The 19,395-nt window shown below is 75.7% G+C and carries 17 protein-coding genes and 1 riboswitch; of the genes, 8 read left to right on the plus strand and 9 right to left on the minus strand.

Annotation, left to right across the window (positions count from 1 at the left end):
* Positions 1–119: 119 nt before the first annotated feature.
* Complete coding sequence (locus ATM99_RS11200) at positions 120–1,274, plus strand: MalY/PatB family protein (protein WP_062102999.1); 1,155 nt, start codon at positions 120–122, stop codon at positions 1,272–1,274.
* On the opposite strand, the gene ATM99_RS11205 is transcribed toward ATM99_RS11200, so the two are convergent.
* Positions 1,258–4,248: a response regulator gene (locus tag ATM99_RS11205; RefSeq protein WP_062103000.1), complete on the minus strand. Its 2,991-nt coding sequence runs from the start codon at positions 4,246–4,248 to the stop codon at positions 1,258–1,260. The genes ATM99_RS11200 and ATM99_RS11205 overlap by 17 nt on opposite strands.
* A 130-nt stretch (positions 4,249–4,378) precedes the next feature.
* Between ATM99_RS11205 and ATM99_RS11210 the strand changes: the two genes are divergently transcribed.
* From ATM99_RS11210 to ATM99_RS11235, 6 genes are read left to right on the plus strand one after another with little or no spacing between them, the layout of a single operon-like run.
* The gene (locus ATM99_RS11210; RefSeq protein ID WP_150118256.1) at positions 4,379–5,584 is read left to right on the plus strand and encodes a glycosyltransferase; all 1,206 of its coding nucleotides are present in this window, start codon (positions 4,379–4,381) and stop codon (positions 5,582–5,584) included.
* 55 nt (positions 5,585–5,639) lie between these two features.
* Positions 5,640–5,948, plus strand: coding sequence for an STAS domain-containing protein (locus ATM99_RS11215; RefSeq protein WP_062103002.1), 309 nt, complete (start codon positions 5,640–5,642; stop codon positions 5,946–5,948).
* A gap of 10 nt (positions 5,949–5,958) precedes the next feature.
* On the plus strand, positions 5,959–7,170 hold the full coding sequence (locus ATM99_RS11220) for a PP2C family protein-serine/threonine phosphatase (protein ID WP_062103003.1): 1,212 nt from the start codon (positions 5,959–5,961) through the stop codon (positions 7,168–7,170).
* Positions 7,167–7,589: an ATP-binding protein gene (locus tag ATM99_RS11225; protein ID WP_150118257.1), complete on the plus strand. Its 423-nt coding sequence runs from the start codon at positions 7,167–7,169 to the stop codon at positions 7,587–7,589. The genes ATM99_RS11220 and ATM99_RS11225 overlap by 4 nt, the downstream gene beginning before the upstream one ends.
* A gap of 17 nt (positions 7,590–7,606) precedes the next feature.
* The gene (locus ATM99_RS11230) at positions 7,607–7,930 is read left to right on the plus strand and encodes an STAS domain-containing protein (protein ID WP_062103005.1); all 324 of its coding nucleotides are present in this window, start codon (positions 7,607–7,609) and stop codon (positions 7,928–7,930) included.
* Positions 7,927–8,280, plus strand: coding sequence for a response regulator (locus ATM99_RS11235; protein WP_062103006.1), 354 nt, complete (start codon positions 7,927–7,929; stop codon positions 8,278–8,280). Before ATM99_RS11230 ends, ATM99_RS11235 begins: the two co-directional genes overlap by 4 nt.
* An 80-nt stretch (positions 8,281–8,360) precedes the next feature.
* On the opposite strand, the gene ATM99_RS11240 is transcribed toward ATM99_RS11235, so the two are convergent.
* The 8 genes from ATM99_RS11240 to ATM99_RS11275 all read right to left on the minus strand — a co-directional run bounded on the left by ATM99_RS11240 (position 8,361) and on the right by ATM99_RS11275 (position 16,342).
* Positions 8,361–8,798, minus strand: a complete 438-nt coding sequence (locus tag ATM99_RS11240) for an Hsp20/alpha crystallin family protein (protein WP_062103007.1) — start codon at positions 8,796–8,798, stop codon at positions 8,361–8,363.
* 178 nt (positions 8,799–8,976) lie between these two features.
* Positions 8,977–9,432 carry a (deoxy)nucleoside triphosphate pyrophosphohydrolase gene (locus tag ATM99_RS11245; RefSeq protein ID WP_062103008.1) on the minus strand — a complete coding sequence of 152 codons (456 nt, stop codon included), beginning with the start codon at positions 9,430–9,432 and terminating at the stop codon, positions 8,977–8,979.
* An 87-nt stretch (positions 9,433–9,519) separates the two neighbouring features.
* Positions 9,520–9,756, minus strand: coding sequence for a helix-turn-helix transcriptional regulator (locus ATM99_RS11250; protein ID WP_062103009.1), 237 nt, complete (start codon positions 9,754–9,756; stop codon positions 9,520–9,522).
* Positions 9,757–10,083: 327 nt separating this feature from the next.
* The gene (gcvH, locus tag ATM99_RS11255; protein ID WP_062103010.1) at positions 10,084–10,455 is read right to left on the minus strand and encodes a glycine cleavage system protein GcvH; all 372 of its coding nucleotides are present in this window, start codon (positions 10,453–10,455) and stop codon (positions 10,084–10,086) included.
* 79 nt (positions 10,456–10,534) lie between these two features.
* Positions 10,535–11,704: a glycine cleavage system aminomethyltransferase GcvT gene (gene gcvT / locus ATM99_RS11260; protein ID WP_062103017.1), complete on the minus strand. Its 1,170-nt coding sequence runs from the start codon at positions 11,702–11,704 to the stop codon at positions 10,535–10,537.
* A 44-nt stretch (positions 11,705–11,748) separates the two neighbouring features.
* Positions 11,749–14,700: an aminomethyl-transferring glycine dehydrogenase gene (gcvP, locus tag ATM99_RS11265; protein ID WP_062103011.1), complete on the minus strand. Its 2,952-nt coding sequence runs from the start codon at positions 14,698–14,700 to the stop codon at positions 11,749–11,751.
* A gap of 193 nt (positions 14,701–14,893) precedes the next feature.
* A riboswitch (glycine riboswitch) is annotated at positions 14,894–15,016 on the minus strand.
* A 70-nt stretch (positions 15,017–15,086) separates the two neighbouring features.
* Positions 15,087–15,734: a hypothetical protein gene (locus tag ATM99_RS11270; protein ID WP_062103012.1), complete on the minus strand. Its 648-nt coding sequence runs from the start codon at positions 15,732–15,734 to the stop codon at positions 15,087–15,089.
* Positions 15,731–16,342, minus strand: a complete 612-nt coding sequence (locus ATM99_RS11275; RefSeq protein WP_082659626.1) for a SigE family RNA polymerase sigma factor — start codon at positions 16,340–16,342, stop codon at positions 15,731–15,733. Before ATM99_RS11275 ends, ATM99_RS11270 begins: the two co-directional genes overlap by 4 nt.
* 376 nt (positions 16,343–16,718) lie before the next feature.
* Between ATM99_RS11275 and ATM99_RS11280 the strand changes: the two genes are divergently transcribed.
* Entirely contained in the window at positions 16,719–19,370 is a 2,652-nt protein-coding gene (locus ATM99_RS11280; RefSeq protein ID WP_062103013.1) for an alpha/beta hydrolase-fold protein, read from the plus strand.
* Positions 19,371–19,395 lie beyond the last annotated feature (25 nt).

Raw genomic sequence — 19,395 nt, forward strand, 5'->3', positions numbered from 1 at the left:
ACCCGCGGCGGCCGGGGCCTCGCGCGGTCCCGGGGTCACGGGGCCCGCCGGCAGGGGTCGCGTGTCGTGACGTCACCGGTCCGCGTCGTGACGGGGTCTGCTCGGCTAGCGTGCCGGTCATGACCTCGCCCTTCGACGTCACGCCCGACGAGCTGCGTCGGCGCACCTCCCTCAAGTGGCACACGTACGACCCGGACGTGCTGCCCGCGTTCGTCGCCGAGATGGACGTCCGCCCGCTCGAGGCGGTGGTCGAGGCGGTGCAGCGGGCCATGACGCTCGGCGACACGGGCTACGAGGCCGAGCCGACCAGCCCGCAGGGCACGGCGTACGCGGAGGCGTTCGCGGACTTCGCGGCGCGCCGCCAGGGCTGGGACGTCCCGGTGGAGCGCACGCGCCTGGTGCCGGACGTCATGCTGGGCGCCGTCGAGGTGCTGCGCCTCGTGACGAGGCCCGGCGACGGCGTCGTCATCAGCCCGCCCGTCTACCCGCCGTTCCGCGAGTTCGTCGAGCACGCGGACCGGCGCGTGGTCACCGCACCGCTCACGCCCGCCGGGCGCCTCGACCTCGACGCGCTGGACCGCGCGTTCGCGGGCGCCCGCGCGTACCTGCTGTGCCACCCGCACAACCCGACCGGCACGCTGCACACGGCCGACGAGCTGCGCGCGCTGGGCGAGCTCGCCGCGCACCACGGCGTGCGGGTCGTCGCGGACGAGATCCACGCGCCGCTCGTGGTGGGCGACGAGCCGTTCGTGCCGACCACCACCGTGATCCCCGACGCGATCGCGCTGCACTCGGCGTCCAAGGCGTTCCACCTCGCCGGGCTCAAGGCCGCGATCGCGGTACCGGGCCCGGCGGCGCGCGACCTGGACCGGATGCCCGAGATCGTGCGGCACGGCGTCAGCCACGTCGCGTCGATCGCGCACCAGGCCGCCTACCGCGCGGGCGACGCGTGGCTCGACGACGTGCGTGCCGGGATCCGCGCGAACGGCGACCGCACGGCCGCCGTCCTGGCGGAGCGGCTGCCGGAGGCCCGCTGGGACCGCCCGGCGGCCACGTACTTCGCGTGGCTCGACCTGCGCGCGACGCCCGCGGTGGCCGCGAGCGGTGCCGACCCGGCGCGGCTGCTGCTCGCGCGCGGGCGGCTCGCGGTCAACCCCGGCCCGACGTTCGGCGAGGCCGGCGACGGGCACGTGCGCCTCAACCTCGCGACGGCGCCGTCGATCCTCGACGACGCGCTCGGCCGCCTCGTGGCGACGCTCACGACGACGCGCTGACGGCAGCACGCACCGCGGCGGTCACCGCGGTCGCCTCGGCACGCACGGCACCGAGCACGTCCGCGCCCGGGAGCGCGCCGCGCCGCGCGGCGTCCTCGACCCGTCGCAGCAGGTCCGCCAGGCCCGTCGCGCCGACGGTCGCGCAGGCACCCAGCCACGCGTGCGCGACCGCGGCGACCTCGCCGGGGTCGCCCGCGACGGCCGCCGCGTCGAGACGGTCGGCACCGGTCGCGCAGTCGGCGACGAACGCGCCGAGCAGCGCACCGCCCGACGCGGCGTCGACCTCGCACGCGAGCGCGAACGTGTCGGCGTCGAGGACGGGCGCCCCCTCCGCGGGGTCGGCGGGGGCGGCCGAGTCGCCGGGGACGACCGGGTCTGCGGGGACCACCGGGTCGGCCGAGGCGGTCGGGTCGGCGGCGCCGGGCGTCGCGGGTGCCGTCGGCGCCGTCGGCGCGCCGGGCACGGGTGCCGCCCCCGCGTCCGCGCGCCGCGGGGCGACGCGTGCGAGGACGTGGTCGAGGTCCTGGGACCGGAACGGCTTGGTGAGGAAGTCGTCCATGCCGGCCGCGGCGCTGGCCTGCCGGTCCTCGGCCGTGGCGCTGGCCGTGAGCGCGACGATCACCGGCTGGTGCGCGCCGCCCCGTGCGCGGATCTCCCGCGTCGCCTCGAGCCCGTCGAGCACGGGCATGTGGATGTCCATGAGCACGGCGTCGAAGTCCTGCTCGGCCGTGCGCGCCACGGCCGCACCGCCGTCGCCGACGGTCTCCACGTCGTGCCCCATCGCCGCCAGCACCCGCTCCGCCATGGTGCGGTTGACCGCGTTGTCCTCGGCGACGAGCACCCGCAGCCGCGCGCCCGTGCGGGCGGGCGCGGCGCGGCTGGGCTCACGCCGCCGGCCCGTGACGACGTCGGTGACGACGCGCCGCAGCTCGGCGGCGCGCACGGGCTTGGTCAGCAGCGCGGCGAACGGCGCGCGCTCCCGGACGGTGAGCACGTCGTTGAGGCTGCTCAGCAGCACGAGCGGCACGTCGTGCCAGCCCGGACGTTCGCGCACGCGGTGCGCCGCCTCGACCCCGCTGAGACCGGGCAGCCGCATGTCGAGCGTCACGAGGTCGGGGCGCTCGACGTCGGCGGCGTCGAGCAGGTCCTCGGCCGACGCGAAGGCCCGGCACGTCAGCCCCCACCGCTCGAGCTGCGAGACCAGGATGCGGCGGTTGGTGGCGTCGTCCTCGACGACCACCGCGGTGCGGCCGTGCAGCACGGCGGGTGCCGTCGACTCGGGCGTCGGGGCCGGCACGGGCGGCAGCACGACCGTGAACGCGAACGTCGAGCCGACGCCCACCTCGGACGTCACGCCGAGCGCACCGCCCATGAGCGCGACGATCGCGCTGCTGATGGCCAGCCCCAGCCCGGTGCCGCCGTAGCGGCGGGTCGTCGACGCGTCGACCTGGCTGAACTCGCGGAACAGCCGGTCCATGCGGTCGGCGGGGATGCCGATGCCCTGGTCCGTGACGGCGAACCGCAGGGCACCGGGCGTCCCCTCGGCGGGCGCGACCCGCACCACCACGTCCCCGCTGTGCGTGAACTTCACGGCGTTGCCGACGAGGTTGACGAGCACCTGCCGCAGCCGCGTCACGTCGCCGCGCACCCACGCGGGGCACGCCGGGTCGACGTCCGCGAGCAGCGCGACGTCGCGCGCGCTCGCCGCGTGCGCGAGCAACCCGAGGGAGTCGTCGACCGCGGCCGTGAGGTCGAACGGGTGGTCCTCGAGGTCGAGCCCGCCGGCCTCGATCTTCGACAGGTCGAGCACGTTGTTGATGAGGTCGAGCAGCAGGTTCCCCGACAGCCGCACGGTCTGCGCGTACTCGCGCTGCTCGGCGTCGAGGTCGGTGTCCAGCAGCAGGCCCGTCATGCCGATGACCGCGTTCATCGGCGTGCGGATCTCGTGGCTCATGTTGGCGACGAAGGCCGTGCGGGCCGCGGCCGCGGCGAGCGCGTCCTCGTGCGCCTGCCGCAGGGTGCGGTTGAGGGCCTGCTCGGTGCGCCCGACGCGCTGCGCGGACCGCACGGCGAGGAACAGCCGACCGACCCCCGCGGTGAGCGCGACGAACGCCGCCGCCTCGGCGAGCACGGGCACCTCGGCGACGGTGTCGACGAGCTCGACGACGAGCGCCGCGACGAGGAACACGAGCGGCACCCCGAGGTTCGACAGGGGTGCGACGGCCCCGGTCGTCCGCGGGCGGGACCACCACGCCCCGGCCGCGACGACCAGCGTGCCCACGCCCGTCAGGAGGTCCGCGGCCAGGCCCGGCCCACCCTCGGCCCACGCGGACCCGGCCGTGGTGAGCGCCGCGGACAGCGTCATCAGCGAGAAGCCGACCGTGATCGCCCACCACGCGGGCGTGGGCCGCTGCGCGAGCGCCACGAGCCCGCCCACGAGCGCCGCGAGCACGACGAGCGGGCCCGCGACGTGCACGAGGACGAGCCACCCGGCCCCGCTCAGCGGACCCACGAGCATCGCGCCGACCGCGAGCAGGCCCGACGCGGCGATGGTCGTCTCGAGCCACATCACCGGGGTCTGCGTCACGAGGCGCGCGGACACGACAGCGACGACGCTGACGACCGCGAGCGCCGAGGACGCCGCCGACAGCACGACCCACAGCCCGATCCCGCCCACCGACGACGCCGTCAGCAGCTCCTCGACGGCGTGCAGCAGCAGCGCCGCCGCCATCGCGCCCCACGCGCCGCGCTCGGCGGGCAGGATCACGACGCGCGCGGTCACGACGGCCGCCGCGAGCAGCTCGACGGCGAGGCACACGACGGTCGCGGCCCGCTCGCCCCCGGCGAGGCCGACCGCGGCACCCGCGAGCACCCCCAGCAGACCGACCGCGAGCGCGGCACGGACGCCGGCGGGCAGGCGTCGGAGCAGGTCGGCACCCGCCGCCCCCGTACCGGTCTGCCCCGTGCCGGTCATGCGCGCCCCTGCTGTCGGCGCCGGAGCGCCGGGAGTAGTGTCTCGACCATCCACAGGGTCGGACGTGGGGCACCGGGCGTCAACACCTGCCCGCGGCGCCCGCGGGCCGGCCCCTCCGGGGGGGTGGCCGATGGCACCACTGAGCGCGGTCCGCCGAGGTCTGCACGTCGGCGTGGTGTCGGCGTACCCGCCGAGCCGCGCGCGGCCCTCCGAGTACGGGCGGCACCTCGTGCACCACCTCGCCCGCCACGAGCAGGTCACCGAGGTGGTGCTGCTCCACGACGTGACGCCCGACGGTGCGCCCGCCCCGCCGTCGGGGGTCACCCCGGTCGCCACGTGGCGGCCCGAGGACCTGCGCACGCCGTGGCGGATCCGCCGGGCGGCACGGGAGCACCGCCTCGACGCGGTGCTGTTCAACGTGCGGCTCACGTCCTTCGGGGCCCATCGGCTGCCGGGCGCGCTGGGCCTGCTGTCGCCGTGGCTGGTGCGGCGCACCGGGGTTCCGGTGGTCGTGCTGCTGCACGACCTCGCGGACGCGGTCGACGTGCAGCCGGCGGATCGCGGGCGTCCGTCGCTGCGGGTCCGGGTGGCGCGCGCGGCCGGGCGGCTGCGCCTGCGGGCGCTGCTGCGCGCCGACCTGCTGGCCCTGACCATCCCGCGGCACGTCGAGCTCGTGCGCGACGGCTACGGCGCGGACAACGTGGCGCTGGCACCCCACGGCAGCTTCGAGCTCGTGCCGCTGCCCGATCTCGCACGTCCGCCCGGCCCGCGGCGCGTCCTCGCGTTCGGCAGGTGGGGCGCCGCCGTCACCGCCGACGTGCTCGTCGACGCGCACCGCGAGCTGCGGCGACGTGGCCGCGACGACGTGGAGCTCGTGCTCGCGGGGTCGGACGGCCCGGACGAGCCGGGGTACCTGGCGGAGGTCGCCGCGCGGCACGGGGACCTGCCGGGCCTCGAGCTGACCGGGTTCGTGGCGGACGAGGACGTACCGGCGTTGTTCCGCTCGGCGGCGGTCGTCGCGTTCCCGTCCGCGCCGGGCCCGGTCGCCCCGGGTGTGCTGCACCTGGCCGGCGAGCACGGGCGGGCGGTGGTGCTGCCGCGCGGCAGCGAGCTGGACGACGTCGTCGAGGACGAGGGGTTCGCGGTCGAGCGCTTCGACCCCGGCGACGCGACGGGGCTCGCGGACGCCCTGGAGCGCGTGCTCGACGACGACGAGCTGCGCACCCGGCTGGGGCGGCAGAACTTCACCGCGGCGGCGGGCGCAGCCCTCGCCGACGTCGTGCACTGGCACGTGCTGCAGCTGCGGCGGCTGGCCGCGGAAGGCGGGCCCTCGTGACAGCGCGGGGCACGGGGAACGGCGGGGCGACGGCCGGCCGGGAAGGACGGGACCGATGAGCGTGCGCACGGAGCGGGCGGGCGGCACCCGCCGGGCGGAGGTCGTGGGACGGTTCGACGCGCACGAGGTGACGCAGGCCCAGGGGCTGCTGCGCGAGCTCGTCGAGGGTGACGCCCCCGTGCTGGAGGTCGACCTGTCCGGGGTGACGTTCGTCGACTCGAGCGCGCTCGCCGAGCTGGTCGCGCTGCGGCGCACCGCGCTCGCGCGCGGCGGCTCGTTCACGCTCACCGGGGCGTCGGAGCCGGTGCGGACCATCCTCGAGGTCACGGACCTCGCGGCCGTCCTGCTGCCGGACGCCGGGTGAGGGGCAGGCCGTGACCACGGGGACGCCGGACGCACCGGAGATCATGGACGCGCTCGTCACGGCGCTCGACCGCCTGCACGCGCTGCGGCTGCTGGCGTCGGTGCTCGACCGGGCGCTCGACCCGCCGGAGGCGCGCGCGACGCTGCTCGCGATCGCGTCCGACCTCACGGACGCCGACGTCGTGGCCGTGCTCGGGCCCGAAGACGTGCGTGCGACCGCCGGCGCCGACGCGGCGGGGGTGGTCGAGCGCGCCGCGGCGGCGGCCGCGACGACCGCACCCGGCCGGGTCGCGGTGCTCGACGGCGGCACGACGGTCGTGCAGGTGCCCGCCGAACCCGACGACGACCTGCGCGCGGTCGTCGTGGCCCGCCCGGCCGGACCCCCGTTCGGCACGGGCGACCTCGACCTCGTCGACGTCGTCGTGGCGACCGCCGTGATGGCCCGCACCATCTGGCGCCTGCACACGACGGCCGTCGAGCGGGCGGCCGTGGCGCGCGAGCACGAGGCTGCGTCGACCGTCGCGCAGGCCGTGCTCGCGCCCGCGCCGCCCGTGGTGCCCGGGCTCGACGTCGCGGCGCGCTCGGTGCCCGCGCACGTCGCGGGCGGGGACCTGTACGCGTTCGCCGGGCGCGACGGCGGGCTGTGGTTCGCCGTGGGCGACGTGGCGGGCAAGGGCCTGCCCGCGGCGGTCGTCATGAGTCGCATGATCGCCGAGTGCCTCGCGGCGTTCAGCAGCGTGGAGCCGGGCGACGTCGAGGCGGCGACGCAGCGGATCGACCGGGCCGTCCACGACTGGCTCGTCGACATCCGGCGGTTCGTGACGCTCGCGGTCGGGCACGTCGACCCGGTGAGCGGCGTGGCGCGCGTGTGCAACGCGGGTCACTCGCCCGTGCTGCTGGGATCGGGCGCGCACCTGGACGTGCTGCGGGCGACCTCGCCGCCGCTCGGCGTGCTGCCCGACCTGGCGCACGCGGTGCGGGAGGTCGTGCTGGCCCCCGGCGACACGCTGTGGGTCGGTTCCGACGGGCTCGTGGAGCAGGAGGACGCGGCGGGGGCCATGCTCGGGTACGACCGCTTCGCGGCGCTGTGCGCACGCTGCGCGCGGGGCACCGCGGCGGGCAGCCTCGCGGCCGTGCTCGACGCGGTCGCGGCGCACGGCCGGGGCGTGGCGCAGTCCGACGACCGCACGCTCGTCGTCGTCCGACGGGAGGCGTGGGCATGATCCGGGAGATCGACCTGCCGGTGGACCACTCGGCGCTGAGCGTGCTCGAGGACTGGTTCACGGCGCTGTTCGCGGACGCCGGCTGGTCCAGCCCGGGCCGCGTGCGTACCCGCATCGAGCTCGCGACGCACGAGATCTGCGTCAACGTGGTGGACCACTCCGGCCTGACGCGCTGCGACCGGCTGCACGTGCGCGGCGCGGTCGACGACCACGGGGTGACGGTGCACGTGAGCGACGGGGGCGCCGTGCCCGACCGCACGCGGATGGCGGTCGAGCCGGTGCCGGGCGTGCCCCAGGAGGGCGGGTACGGGCTGATGATCGTCCGCAAGCTCGTCGACGACTTCGAGCACACCCGGGAGGGCACCGTGAACACGTGGCGGCTGCACGTCCACCGACCACCCGCGGGGGGTGGACGGTGACCCCGACGTCGTTGAGCGTGACGCGACCCGCACCCGGCCTCGCGGTGGTCGAGGTCGCGGGCCGGTTCGACGCGCCCGCCGCGCTCGAGCTGCGGCGCGCGATCGACACGTTCGCGGTCGGGGGCGTCGACACGGCGGTGGTCGACCTCACGGAGGCGACGTTCGTCGACTCCGCCGGGCTCGCGGCGGTCGTGCACGCGCACCGCGTGTGCGAGTCGGTCGGGGGCACGGCGGTGGTGTGCGAGCCGCGCTCGGCCGACGCGCGGCGCGTCTTCGAGCTGACGATGCTGGACCGCGTGCTGCGCATGGTCACCGTGCGGGGGGCGGGGGACGCCGCATGAGGGCGCTGGTCGTCGACGACGACACCGTGTCCCGGCTGGTCCTCGCGCACATCCTGCGCAAGGCCGGCTGGGACGTCGCGCAGGCGGACGACGTGGCGGCGGCGGTCGCCGCGGCGGGCGGTGCGGACGTGGTGTTCTGCGACTACCGCCTGCCGTCCGGCACGGGGCTCGACGTGCTGGCCGGTGTGCGGGTCACGTGCACCGACGTGCCGTTCGTGCTGGTCACAGGCGTCGTGGAGCACGCGGACGTGGGCGACCGCCCGCCGGACGGGGTGGTGGCGCTGCTGAGCAAGCCCGTGAGCACGGCGACGGTCGCGCGGGTGCTCGCGGGGCTCGGGCCGGCCGCCTGACGTCGCACCCGTGACACGCCGCAGGCCGTGCCACGCGCCCGGGCGCGGCACGGCCTGCGGGGTGCGGGGTCGCGTGGCGGTCAGCCGGCCGACGCGCCCGCCTCGATCGACGTCGGCGCGGCGCCGTGCTGCACCTCGATGCGGCGCGGCTTGGCCTCCTCGGCCACCGGCACGGTCAGGGTGAGCACGCCGTCGGCGTACGTCGCGGAGATGCGGTCGAGCGCGAGCCCGCGGCCGACGGTGAGCTGCCGCGCGTAGGTGCCCACGGGGCGCTCCTTGGCGAGCCACTGCACGTCGTGCTCGGTGCGCGGGGTCCGCTCGGCGCGGATGGTCAGCGTGCGGTCCTCGACGTTGACGTCGATCGTGCCCGGGTCGGCGCCCGGCAGGTCGACGTGCAGCACGTAGTGGTCGCCGTCGCGGTAGAGGTCCATCGGCATCGTCGCCGCGGCGCGGTCGGACGCCAGGACCTGCGTGAGCAGACGGTCCATCTCCCGGAACGGGTCGACACGAGTAGCCACACCCATCACCTCCTCGACGAGGGGCCCGGACCTCCCGCGCCCCGGTGCTCCCGCGGGCGGGACGTCCGCCGCGGGTCGGCTACACGTCAAGGATTAGCACTCTCGTGGCGAGAGTGCCAAGTGGTGGCGGCGCCTCGTTCGCGCAGGGAGAACACGCCCCGCGCTCGAGGCGGCGAGGTCAGGCCGAGCGGTCGACCGGAGGGTGCGCGTCGCGCCCGAACGAGGCCACGAACTCGACCAGTCGGTCGACGATCGGCACGTCGGCGTCGAGCCACGGCACGTCGTGCCACTGCCCCGCGGGCAGCCACCGCAGCTCGTCGTGCTCGACGATCGGCTCGGGCTCGCCCTCCACCACCTCGGCGAACCACAGCCGCATCACGTAGCGGTCGGACAGCCGCCACGTGCCGCCGTCGGGGCCCAGCAGCTCGACGCCGAGCCCGACGCGCACGCCGAGCTCCTCGCGCAGCTCGCGGTGCAGCGCCTCCTCGGGCGTCTCCCCCGGCTCGACCTTGCCGCCGGGGAACTCCCAGCGCCCCGCGAGGCTCGCGGGCGTCGCGCGGCGCGCGGCGAGCAGCAGGCGGGGGTCGTCGAGGTCGTCGACCACGGCGGCGGCGACGACGAGCACGGGATCCATGCGCCGAGTGTGCCAGCCACGTGTCACGTCGCGGTCACGGCCGTGTGGCCGACCCGTTCCGACGCCACCGGCCGGCGGCACGTCGGGTCAGCGGATGCCGTGCGCCTCGGCCCACGCGACGGCCTCGGCACGCGTCGAGACGCCGATCTTGCGGTACACGGAACGCACCTGCGACTTGACCGTGTTGCGCGTGACGAACAGCCGCGTCGCGATCTCCTCGAGCGTGACGTCCTCGGCCAGCTCCGCCAGCACGACCCGCTCCCGGCGCGTGAGCGCGTGGGCTCCCGTGGTGTGCGGGTTCACGGTGGTGTCCAGCATGCTCATGATGTCCTCCGGAGTGCGGCGGACCCGGACTCTCCGGGACCGCGGTGGCTGCGTACCGGATGAGAGGGGCAGGTGGGACCGCTATGACGCGACTTCTGCCGACTTCTCCGAATCACCGTGAGATCCCCCCCCGCGGTGCCGATCGCTGCACCAGACATGACCTGCTTCGACCGGTCCTGATACACCCGGGCGAACTTCCGTCCTCAGCAGGGTGCGGCAGGTCACTCGTTCGGGGCAAGCACCCGGACGAATGGACGAGCGTCCGGTTTCGCGACCGAACGGGGGGACGACTGGGCACTACCACCCACGGATGAGGGTGACGGAGCCTCACGGGTTGAGCGCGCGGTACTCCTCGGCCGTCATCACGGGCCCGGTGGAGGTGACGTCGACCCGCAGCAGCCAGCCGGCGCCGAACGGGTCGGCGTTGACCACGGACGGGTCGTCGACCGCCGCCTGGTTGACCTCGGACACCGTACCGGACACCGGCGAGAACAGCTCCGACACCGACTTGGTGGACTCGATCTCGCCGATGACGGCGCCCTGCTCGACCGTCGAGCCGACGGCGGGCAGCTCGAGGAACACGATGTCGCCGAGCGCGTCGGCGGCGACCGACGTGATGCCGATCGTCGCGGGCGACGCGTCGTCGACCCACTCGTGCTCGGCGGTGTACTGCAGCGTGGTGGGCAGCTCGGCGGTCATCGTGGCTCCAGGGGTGCGTCGGGGGCGGTGCGGGTGCGGGGGTGCTGCGTGCGGCGCTGTGCGGGCGGCGGCTGCGCCGTCACCGAGGACGACGGTAGAAGGGCAGGGCCACGACGCGCACGGGTTCACGACGACCGCGCACGTCGACCGCGAGCTCGGTGCCCTCGGCGGAGACCTCGGGCGTCACGTAGGCCATCGCGACGGGGTGGCCGAGCGTGGGCGACGGTGCGCCCGACGTCACGGTCCCCACGGTCGCGGCGTCCGCCTCGGTCGACGCGACGACGTCGTACCCGTGGCGAGCGGCGCGGCGGCCCAGGCCCTGCAGGCCGACCAGGACGCGAGCGGGCTGCGAGGTCGCGCGTGCGGCGAGCGCGTCACGCCCGACGAACGGCACGGGCTCACCCGCGGCGTCGACCTTGTCGAGCCGGACGACGCGCCCGAGGCCCGCGTCGTGCGGGGTCGTGGTGCGGTCGAGCTCGTTGCCGTACAGCGGCATGCCTGCCTCGAGGCGCAGCGAGTCCCGCGCGGACAGCCCGGCCGGCACGATCCCGTGGTCGGCTCCGGCGGCGAGCAGCGCGCGCCACAGCGCGGGCGCGGCGGCCGCGTCGAGGAAGAACTCGAAGCCGTCCTCGCCGGTGTAGCCGGTGCGCGCGACGAGCACGGGCGTGCCGTCGACGACCATCGGCAGGCACGCGTAGTACCGGAGCGTCGCGGGCGTGACGTCGGCGGGGGCGTCGGGTGCGGGAGCGAGGCCGGGCAGCGCCTCGACGACGGCCAACGCGTGCGGGCCCTGCACCGCCACGAGCGCGGTCGCGTCCGAGCGGTCCGTGACCTGCACGTCGAGGCCCGCGCCGACGCCCGCGGCGCGCTCGCGCAGCTCGGCGAGCACGACCTCGTGGTTCGACGCGTTCGCGACCACGAGGTACGTCCGCTCGCCCGTGCGGTAGACGACGAGGTCGTCGATCACGCCGCCGTCCTCCTGCACGATCATCGTGTAGCGCGCGCCGAGCACGCGCAGCCCCGTGAGGTCGCCGACGAGCGCGCGGTCGAGGAACGCGCCGGCGTCGGGGCCGGTCACCTCGATCTCACCCATGTGCGACAGGTCGAACAGGCCGGCGGCGGTGCGGACCGCGGTGTGCTCGGCCAGGTCGGACGTGTAGCGCAGCGGCATCTGCCAGCCGGCGAAGGACGTGAGCGCGGCGCCCAGGGCGACGTGCTCGTCGTGCAGCGGCGAGCGCCGGTCGGTCATGTCGTCTCCCGGGGTGGTGGGGGTGGCGGGCGTGGCGGGGCCGGTCATCGCACGTCGTCCGCGTACGCCTCGACGGGAGGGCACGAGCACACGAGCTGCCGGTCGCCGCGCGCGCCGTCGATGCGGCGCACGGGCGGCCAGTACTTGTCGGCCCGCAGCGACGCGAGCGGGTAGGCCGCCCGCTCGCGGCCGTAGGCGTGGTCCCACGTGTCTGCCGCGACGGCGGCGGCGGTGTGGGGCGCCTGCCGCAGCGGCGAGTCCGCGAGCTCCCACGTGCCGTCGGCGACCGCGTCGATCTCGGCGCGGATCGCGACCATCGCGTCGACGAACCGGTCGAGCTCGGCGAGGTCCTCGCTCTCGGTCGGCTCGACCATGAGCGTGCCGGCGACGGGGAACGACAGCGTCGGGGCGTGGAAGCCGTAGTCCATGAGCCGCTTGGCGACGTCCTCGGCGGTGACGCCCGTGGCCTTGGTGAGCGGGCGCAGGTCGAGGATGCACTCGTGCGCGACGAGCCCGCCGGGGCCGGCGTACAGCACGGGGAAGTGCTCGCGCAGGCGCGCCGCGAGGTAGTTCGCGGCGAGCACCGCGGTCTCGGTCGCGCGGCGCAGGCCGTCGGGGCCCATGAGCGCGACGTACGCCCACGAGATCGGCAGGATGCCGGCCGAGCCCCAGGGCGCCGCGGAGACGGGGGCGACGGGCGAGCCGCCCACCGCACCGGGGGTGGGGTCGCCGGGCAGGAACGGCGCGAGGTGCGCCGCGACCGCGACCGGGCCGACGCCGGGGCCGCCGCCGCCGTGCGGGATGCAGAACGTCTTGTGCAGGTTGAGGTGCGACACGTCCCCGCCGAGCTCGGCCGGCCGGGCCAGCCCGACGAGCGCGTTGAGGTTGGCGCCGTCGATGTACACCTGACCACCCGCCGCGTGTACGAGGTCGCAGACCTCCCGCACGTGGGCCTCATACACGCCGTGCGTCGAGGGGTAGGTGATCATGATCGCGGCCACCCGCGGCCCGTGCTGGGCCAGCTTCGCGCGCAGGTCGGCGAGGTCGACCTCGCCGTCCTCGGCCGTCGCGACGACCACGACCTTGAGCCCCGCGAGCGCCGCCGAGGCCGCGTTCGTGCCGTGCGCCGACGCCGGGATCAGGCAGATGTCGCGCGGCTCGTCGCCGTCGGCGCGGCGCGACTCGTGGTACGCGTGGATCGCGAGCAGCCCCGCGAGCTCGCCCTGCGAACCCGCGTTCGGCTGCACGCTCACGGCCGCGTACCCGGTGATCTCGGCGAGCCAGTCCTGCAGCTCTCCGACGAGCGCCGCGTACCCCTGCGTCTGGTCGGCGGGCGCGTACGGGTGGATCGCGGCGAACTCGGGCCAGGAGATCGGCTCCATCTCCGCGGTCGCGTTGAGCTTCATGGTGCACGAGCCCAGCGGGATCATCGTGCGGTCGAGCGCGAGGTCCTTGTCGGACAGCCGCCGCAGGTACCGCAGCATCGCGGTCTCGGAACGATTCACGTGGAACACCGGGTGCGTGAGGTAGCCGGTCGACCGCGCGAGGTGCGCGGGGACGTCGGCAGGCTGCGGCCCGACGAGCGCGACGTCGTGCGCACCCGCGCCGTCGGACGGCAGCGTCGTGACACCCGCGTCGGCGAACGCGAGGACGACCGCGAGCAGGTCGTCGACGCTCGTGGTCTCGTCGCACGCGACCTGGACGTGGTCGTCGTCCGGGGCCCACAGGTTGACGCCGCGCGCCGCAGCGGCCTCGACGACCGCACGAGCCCCGCCCGGGACACGCGTGCGCACGGTGTCGAACACGTGCTCGTGCACGACCTCGACGCCCGCCGCCGTCAGCGCCTCGGCCAGCCGGACGGCGCCGCCGTGCACGCGGCGCGCGATCGCGGCCAGGCCGTCGGGCCCGTGGTAGACGGCGTACATCGACGCGACGATCGCGAGCAGCGCCTGCGCGGTGCAGATGTTGCTCGTCGCCTTCTCGCGGCGGATGTGCTGCTCGCGGGTCTGCAGCGCGAGCCGGTAGGCGCGTGCGCCGTCGGCGTCCACCGAGACGCCCACCAGGCGCCCGGGCAGCGTGCGCTCGAGACCCTGGCGCACGGCCATGAACGCGGCGTGCGGGCCGCCGCCGAACAGCGGGACGCCGAACCGCTGCGCCGAGCCCACCGCGACGTCCGCGCCGAGCTCGCCGGGGGTCGTCGTGAGCGTGAGCGCGAGCAGGTCCGCCGCGACCGTCACGAGCGCGCCGCGCTCCTTGGCCGCGGCGACCACCGGGCGCAGGTCGTGCAGCGCCCCCGACGCACCGACCTGCTGGACGACGACGCCGACCAGCGGCCCGTCGACCTCGGGCAGGCCGTCCCGCAGGTCCGCGACCACCACGGGCAGGCCGACGGCCTCGGCTCGCCCCCGTGCGACCGCGAGCGACTGCGGGAACAGGTCGGCGTCCAGCACGACCGTGCCCGTCGTCGCCCGCGACGCGCGCCACATCAGCGCGACCGCCTCGGCCACCGCCGTGGCCTCGTCGAGCAGCGAGGCGTTCGCGACGTCGAGGCCCGTCAGGTCGGACACGACCGTCTGGAAGTTGAGCAACGCCTCGAGCCGGCCCTGCGAGATCTCGGGCTGGTACGGCGTGTACGCGGTGTACCAGGCCGGCGACTCCAGCACGTTGCGGCGGATCACCGCGGGCGTCGTCGTGCCGTAGTAGCCCTGCCCGATCATGGGGCGCAGCACGCGGTTGCGGCCCGCGATCGCGCGCAGGTCCGCGAGGACCTCCTCCTCGCCGCGCGCGGCGGGCAGGTCCAGCGGCCGGTCCGTGCGGATCACCGCGGGCACGGCCGCGTCGACGAGCGCGTCGAGGTCGGCGAAGCCGAGCGTCGCGAGCATGCGCGCGGTCTCGTCGCCGCGCGGGCCGACGTGCCGGTCGACGAAACCCGCGGCCGCGGGCGAGTGCGTCGGTGCGGCGGGCGGGGTGACGGGCGGCGTGGCGAGGTCGGTCACGGGTGCTCCACGGGGTCGTCCGGACGGGTCCGGGACGGGTAGGGGCTCCCCGCTCTGTCATCCACCCGCGCAGGGGTGACCTGAGAGTTTTGCCGGTCCGCCATGAGCGCGTCCCACGGGACGGGCTCCGGGGCGCGCCGACTTGCACCGTCGGTGGGCGCCGGACCTGGCCGGCGCCGCTTTCCAGAGTTGCCTGGCCGCGGCGGTACGGGGGCCTGAGAGATTCCCGGGGAGGGTTGCTCCTTCGGCGTCCCGCGCTGCCGTCCGCACCGGTGTGCGGGCGGACGATCGGCGGGAGCTCTCCCGCCGCGGTTCGAGCAGCGTGTTCAGTTGTGGGGTGGGTCACCGTCAGCCTACGGCACCCACCCCACCGCGGGGCCGGCGTCTCAGCCGACGCCGACGACCGCCTCGGGCGTGACCCCCACCGTGACGGCGAACTCGGCCGCCTGCTGGTCGGACCAGCGCACCTCGGCGGGGACCTGGACGTACAGGTACGACCCGTCGGGCTGAGCGACGGACACGCCCTGCGACGGGGAGGTCCCGGTCGTGGCGAACACCAGGACGTCCCTGCCCTCCGCCGTGACGTGCACGGCGTCGTCCGGCGCGCCCGGCAGGTACTGCTCCTCGGTCAGCATGATCGCGATGCGGCCCTCGAAGCTGCCGGGCCGGGCGCCGTCGTCGTCGTGCGCGGCCAGGACCAGGTCGCCCGCGTGGGACGTGAGCACGCGCCAGCCCTCCGGCACGACCTCCAGCTCGAAACCCGTGACGTCCTCGCCGGTGAAGGCCACGAGCGGCACCGCGGCGGCCGGTGCGGTCGTGCCCCGCGGCAGCGCGAGCGACAGCCCGACACCGAGCACGGCCACCACGCCCACCCCGGCGAGCCGGCCCAGGGTGCGGCGTCGGCGTGCGGCGCGCCCGCGCCGCACGTCGTCGTCGAGCAGCTCGTCACCGGGGACGGCGGCGACCGCGGTCGCCGCACGCGTCAGCAGGTCGGTCAGGGCGGTTGCGTCGTGCGGGACGTCGTCGCGGGTCATGCCACGCTCCTCGGTGCGGGGACGGCGGCGAGAGCCGTGCCGTCGGTCGGGTGGTCGGTCGTGCGGTCGGCCGGCCGGGCGGGCGGCGCGTCGGCGGGGAGGGATCGAACGACGGGCGGCCCGAGCGCCGGGCCGAGACGGTCCCGGAGCTTGTCCAGCGCGCGGGCGGTCTGGCTCTTGACGGTGCCCTGCGTGCACCGCAGGGTCCGCGCGGTGTCCTGCACGCTCAGGTCGTGGAAGTACCGCAGCACGACGGTCGCGCGCATCCGGTCGGGCAGCTCGCGCAGGGCGTCGTAGAGCAGCAGCGTGTCCGGGTCGACGGCACCGAGGGGCACGGCGCCGTCGGGAGGCTCGCTGCGCAGGTCCTCGCGGCGACGCGCCCGCGCCCGCATCTCGTCGGTGAAGGCGTTGACCAGGGCGCGGCGCACGTACGCGCTGCGGTCGTCGGCGAGCCTGACCTGTGGCCACGCCACGTAGAGCCTGGTCAGCGTGGCCTGCACGACGTCCTCGGCGGTGTGCCCGTCGCCCGCCGTCAGGAGCGTCGCCGTGCGGACCAGCCCTTGACGGTGCTGCTGCGTCCAGGCGCGGAACTCGTCGTCTCGTGTCATCGCCTGCCCTCTCGCCCCATGCCCCCTAGACGCTCGCGGCACCCGGAAAGGTTGCACGGGCGCCGGTCCCGGTCTCGCCGGGTCGTTCGCCGCGTCGCTCTGCACACCGCCGTGCACTCGGAAGGTTGACGTTAAACCTCTCGACCCGACAGCATTCGGGCACCCGCCCCTGCACCGTCGCAGGACGGCGGGAAGGCCGCGGACGCAGGCGTCCGTGGCTCCGTCAGGGGGTGGCGCAGGACGTACTCCCCCACGCTCGGAGACGAGCGCGGGGCCGCGACGTCCCCTGCCGGTCGGGACCGTGAAAGGGGTACCGATGGGGATGAGGGGAAGAACGCCACGGCAGGCCCGTGGCGCAGCACGCAGGACCACGGCCGTGGTCACGGGCGCCGCGCTGGCGCTCGGCACGGCGGCGGCGATGGCGCCGTCCGCGGCGGCCGAGCCGGTGGCGCCAGACCCGTGGGTGTCGGTGACGCCCGAGGGGTACCACCGGTTCGTGGTGCCGCAGGCCGAGGCCGAGCGGATCCTGGGCAGCAAGCCCGCGCAGGTCGAGCTCCAGGGCAACTTCGGGCCCGCGGGCACGTGGTCGGACCTGGCCATGGACCCGAGCGGGACCGACTACCCGACGCAGGTGGGGATCCTCCAGCCCGGCCTGTACTACTACCAGTACACGGGCACCTGGCCGGACCGCACCAAGAAGTCGTTCAAGGAGCCGTCCAGCCCGGCCGCCGTCACGTCGCACCCGACGTGGAACACGCTGTTCGTACCCGGACCGTCGGTGCAGTGGATGGCGGACGTCGCGCACGGCGGCACGGTCGCCGACCTCGCGTACGACAGCCCCGTCGACGGCACCGACCGCGACGCGCTGGTGTGGACGCCGCCGGGCTACGACCCCGGCCGCGCCGACGCCTACCCCGTGCTCTACCTGCTCGCCGACGGCTCGCAGTCGGCGCGCGAGTGGGCCGAGCTGGGCCGCGCGCCGCAGGTCCTCGACAACCTGGCGGCCGAGGGCGGCCTGGCCGACATGGTCGTCGTCATGGCCGACGCGCGGGGCACCGACCCGCGCACCGAGCTGCTCGACGGCGTGGTCGCCGCGACCCGCGACGCGTACCACGTGACCGACGACGCGGCCGGCCAGGCGCTGGCGGGCATCGGCGACGGCGCGCACCACGCGCTCACCGTGCTGCGGACCGACCCGGGGGTGTTCTCCGAGGTCGCGTCGTTCTCCGGGCGGCTCACCGGGTCGATCAGCGCGAGCACCGCGCGCGAGATCAACGCGGGCACCGACCGGCTGCGCGTCTACGTCGGCAACGTGCTCGACCCCGCGTACAACAGCACGCACGACCTGCTGCGCACGCTCGAGCGCGCGGGCGTCGAGCACGAGTTCGACGGCGTCGACCCCGACACGGGCGGCACGTGGGACACGTGGCGCGAGGGCCTGCGGGACTTCGCGTCGCGCGTCTTCCAGGACGACGCGGGGCACGGCCCGCGCGAGGGGCACCGCCCGCTCGACGCGCGCTACACGCCGCCCGCGGCGGGGTCGATCACGACGCCGCACGTCGACGAGAACGGGATCGTCACGTTCGAGACCGGCACGCAGTGGGCCGACGCGAAGGGCGTCACGGTGTGGGCGAACTGGGCGCCGAACGGTGCGTGGTTCCGGGTGCCGATGACGAAGGTCGGCGACCGGTGGCGGCTGTCGATGGGGCCGCTCGACGGCTTCTACTACTACCGGTACGTCGTGGACGGCGTCGACGAGAAGGACCCCGCCGACACGGTGAACACGCTCACGGGCGTCAGCCCGCTGTTCGTGCCGGGCGAGAACGACCGCATGCTCGCCGACGCCCCGGAGGGCCAGCGGGGCGAGCTGTCCGTGCTGACGTACGACAGCAAGGTCGCGAACGAGGAGCGCAAGGCGTACGTCTGGACGCCGCCGGGCTACGACCCGGACCGCGCCGAGCCGTACCCCGTGCTGTACCTCAACCACGGCGGCGGGCAGAACTACGGCGACTGGGTCGAGGTGGGCCGTGCGCCGCAGATCCTCGACAACTACTCGGCGCAGGGCGGCATCGTCCCGATGGTCGTCGTCATGGGCAACGGCAACGTGCCCGACTTCCCGACCGAGCTGCTCGACAACCTCGCACCGGCGGCGCGCGCGGCGTACCACATCCGGTCCGACGCGGCCGGGCAGGGCATCGCGGGCCTGTCGATGGGTGCGATGAACACGCTCAACACGTGGCTGACCCGTCCGGGTCAGTTCGGGTGGGTCGGCGCGTTCTCGGGCGGGCTGTTCTTCGGCACGCCGCAGTTCGACGCGGCGGCCGTCAACGCCGAGACGCGGCTGGCGCGCATGTACACCGGTGACAAGACCGACTTCACCTACCAGCAGACGATGAACCTGCTGGACCTGCTGGAGAAGAACGGGGTCGAGCACGAGTTCGCCGGCGTCACGCAGGGCCCGCACGGGTTCGAGGTGTGGTCGACGAACCTCATCGACCTGCTGCCGCGCCTGTTCCGCGAGGACGGCGGGACGCAGGGCGTCGAGCTGCGGGCGGTCGTGCCGGAGGGGCAGGACGGCGTGCTCGCGCTGTCCGTGGCCGACGACGGCTCGGGCGTCGCGCTCGACGGGCCGCAGCAGACCGGCACCGCGCTGCGGTTCCGGGGGCAGCTGCCCGCCGTGACCGTCACCGACTCGCGGACCGTCGCGCAGGCGGGGGTCACCGGGTGGGCCGTCACCGGCCAGGCGTACACGTTCGACTCCGGGGCGCGCCTGCTCGAGGGCAAGCACCTGGGGTGGACGCCGCGGGTCGAGACGCCGCGGGCCGGGCTGGTGGCGGGCGACGCGCGCGCGACGGCGCTCGGCGGCGGCGAGGGGCTGGCCGTGCCCGGCCGGCTCGCGTCGGCGACCGCCGAGGGCCGGGTCGGCACGGCGACGCTGGGCGCGGACCTCGTGCTCGACGTGCCGGTCGACACCGCGCCCGGGGAGTACGCGGGCACGTTGAGCCTGACGCTGTTCCCCGTCGACTGACCCGACCGACGGACACCGGCGTGGG

Origin of the sequence: Cellulomonas sp. B6, from assembly GCF_001462455.1 — a bacterium.
Lineage (GTDB): Bacteria > Actinomycetota > Actinomycetes > Actinomycetales > Cellulomonadaceae > Cellulomonas.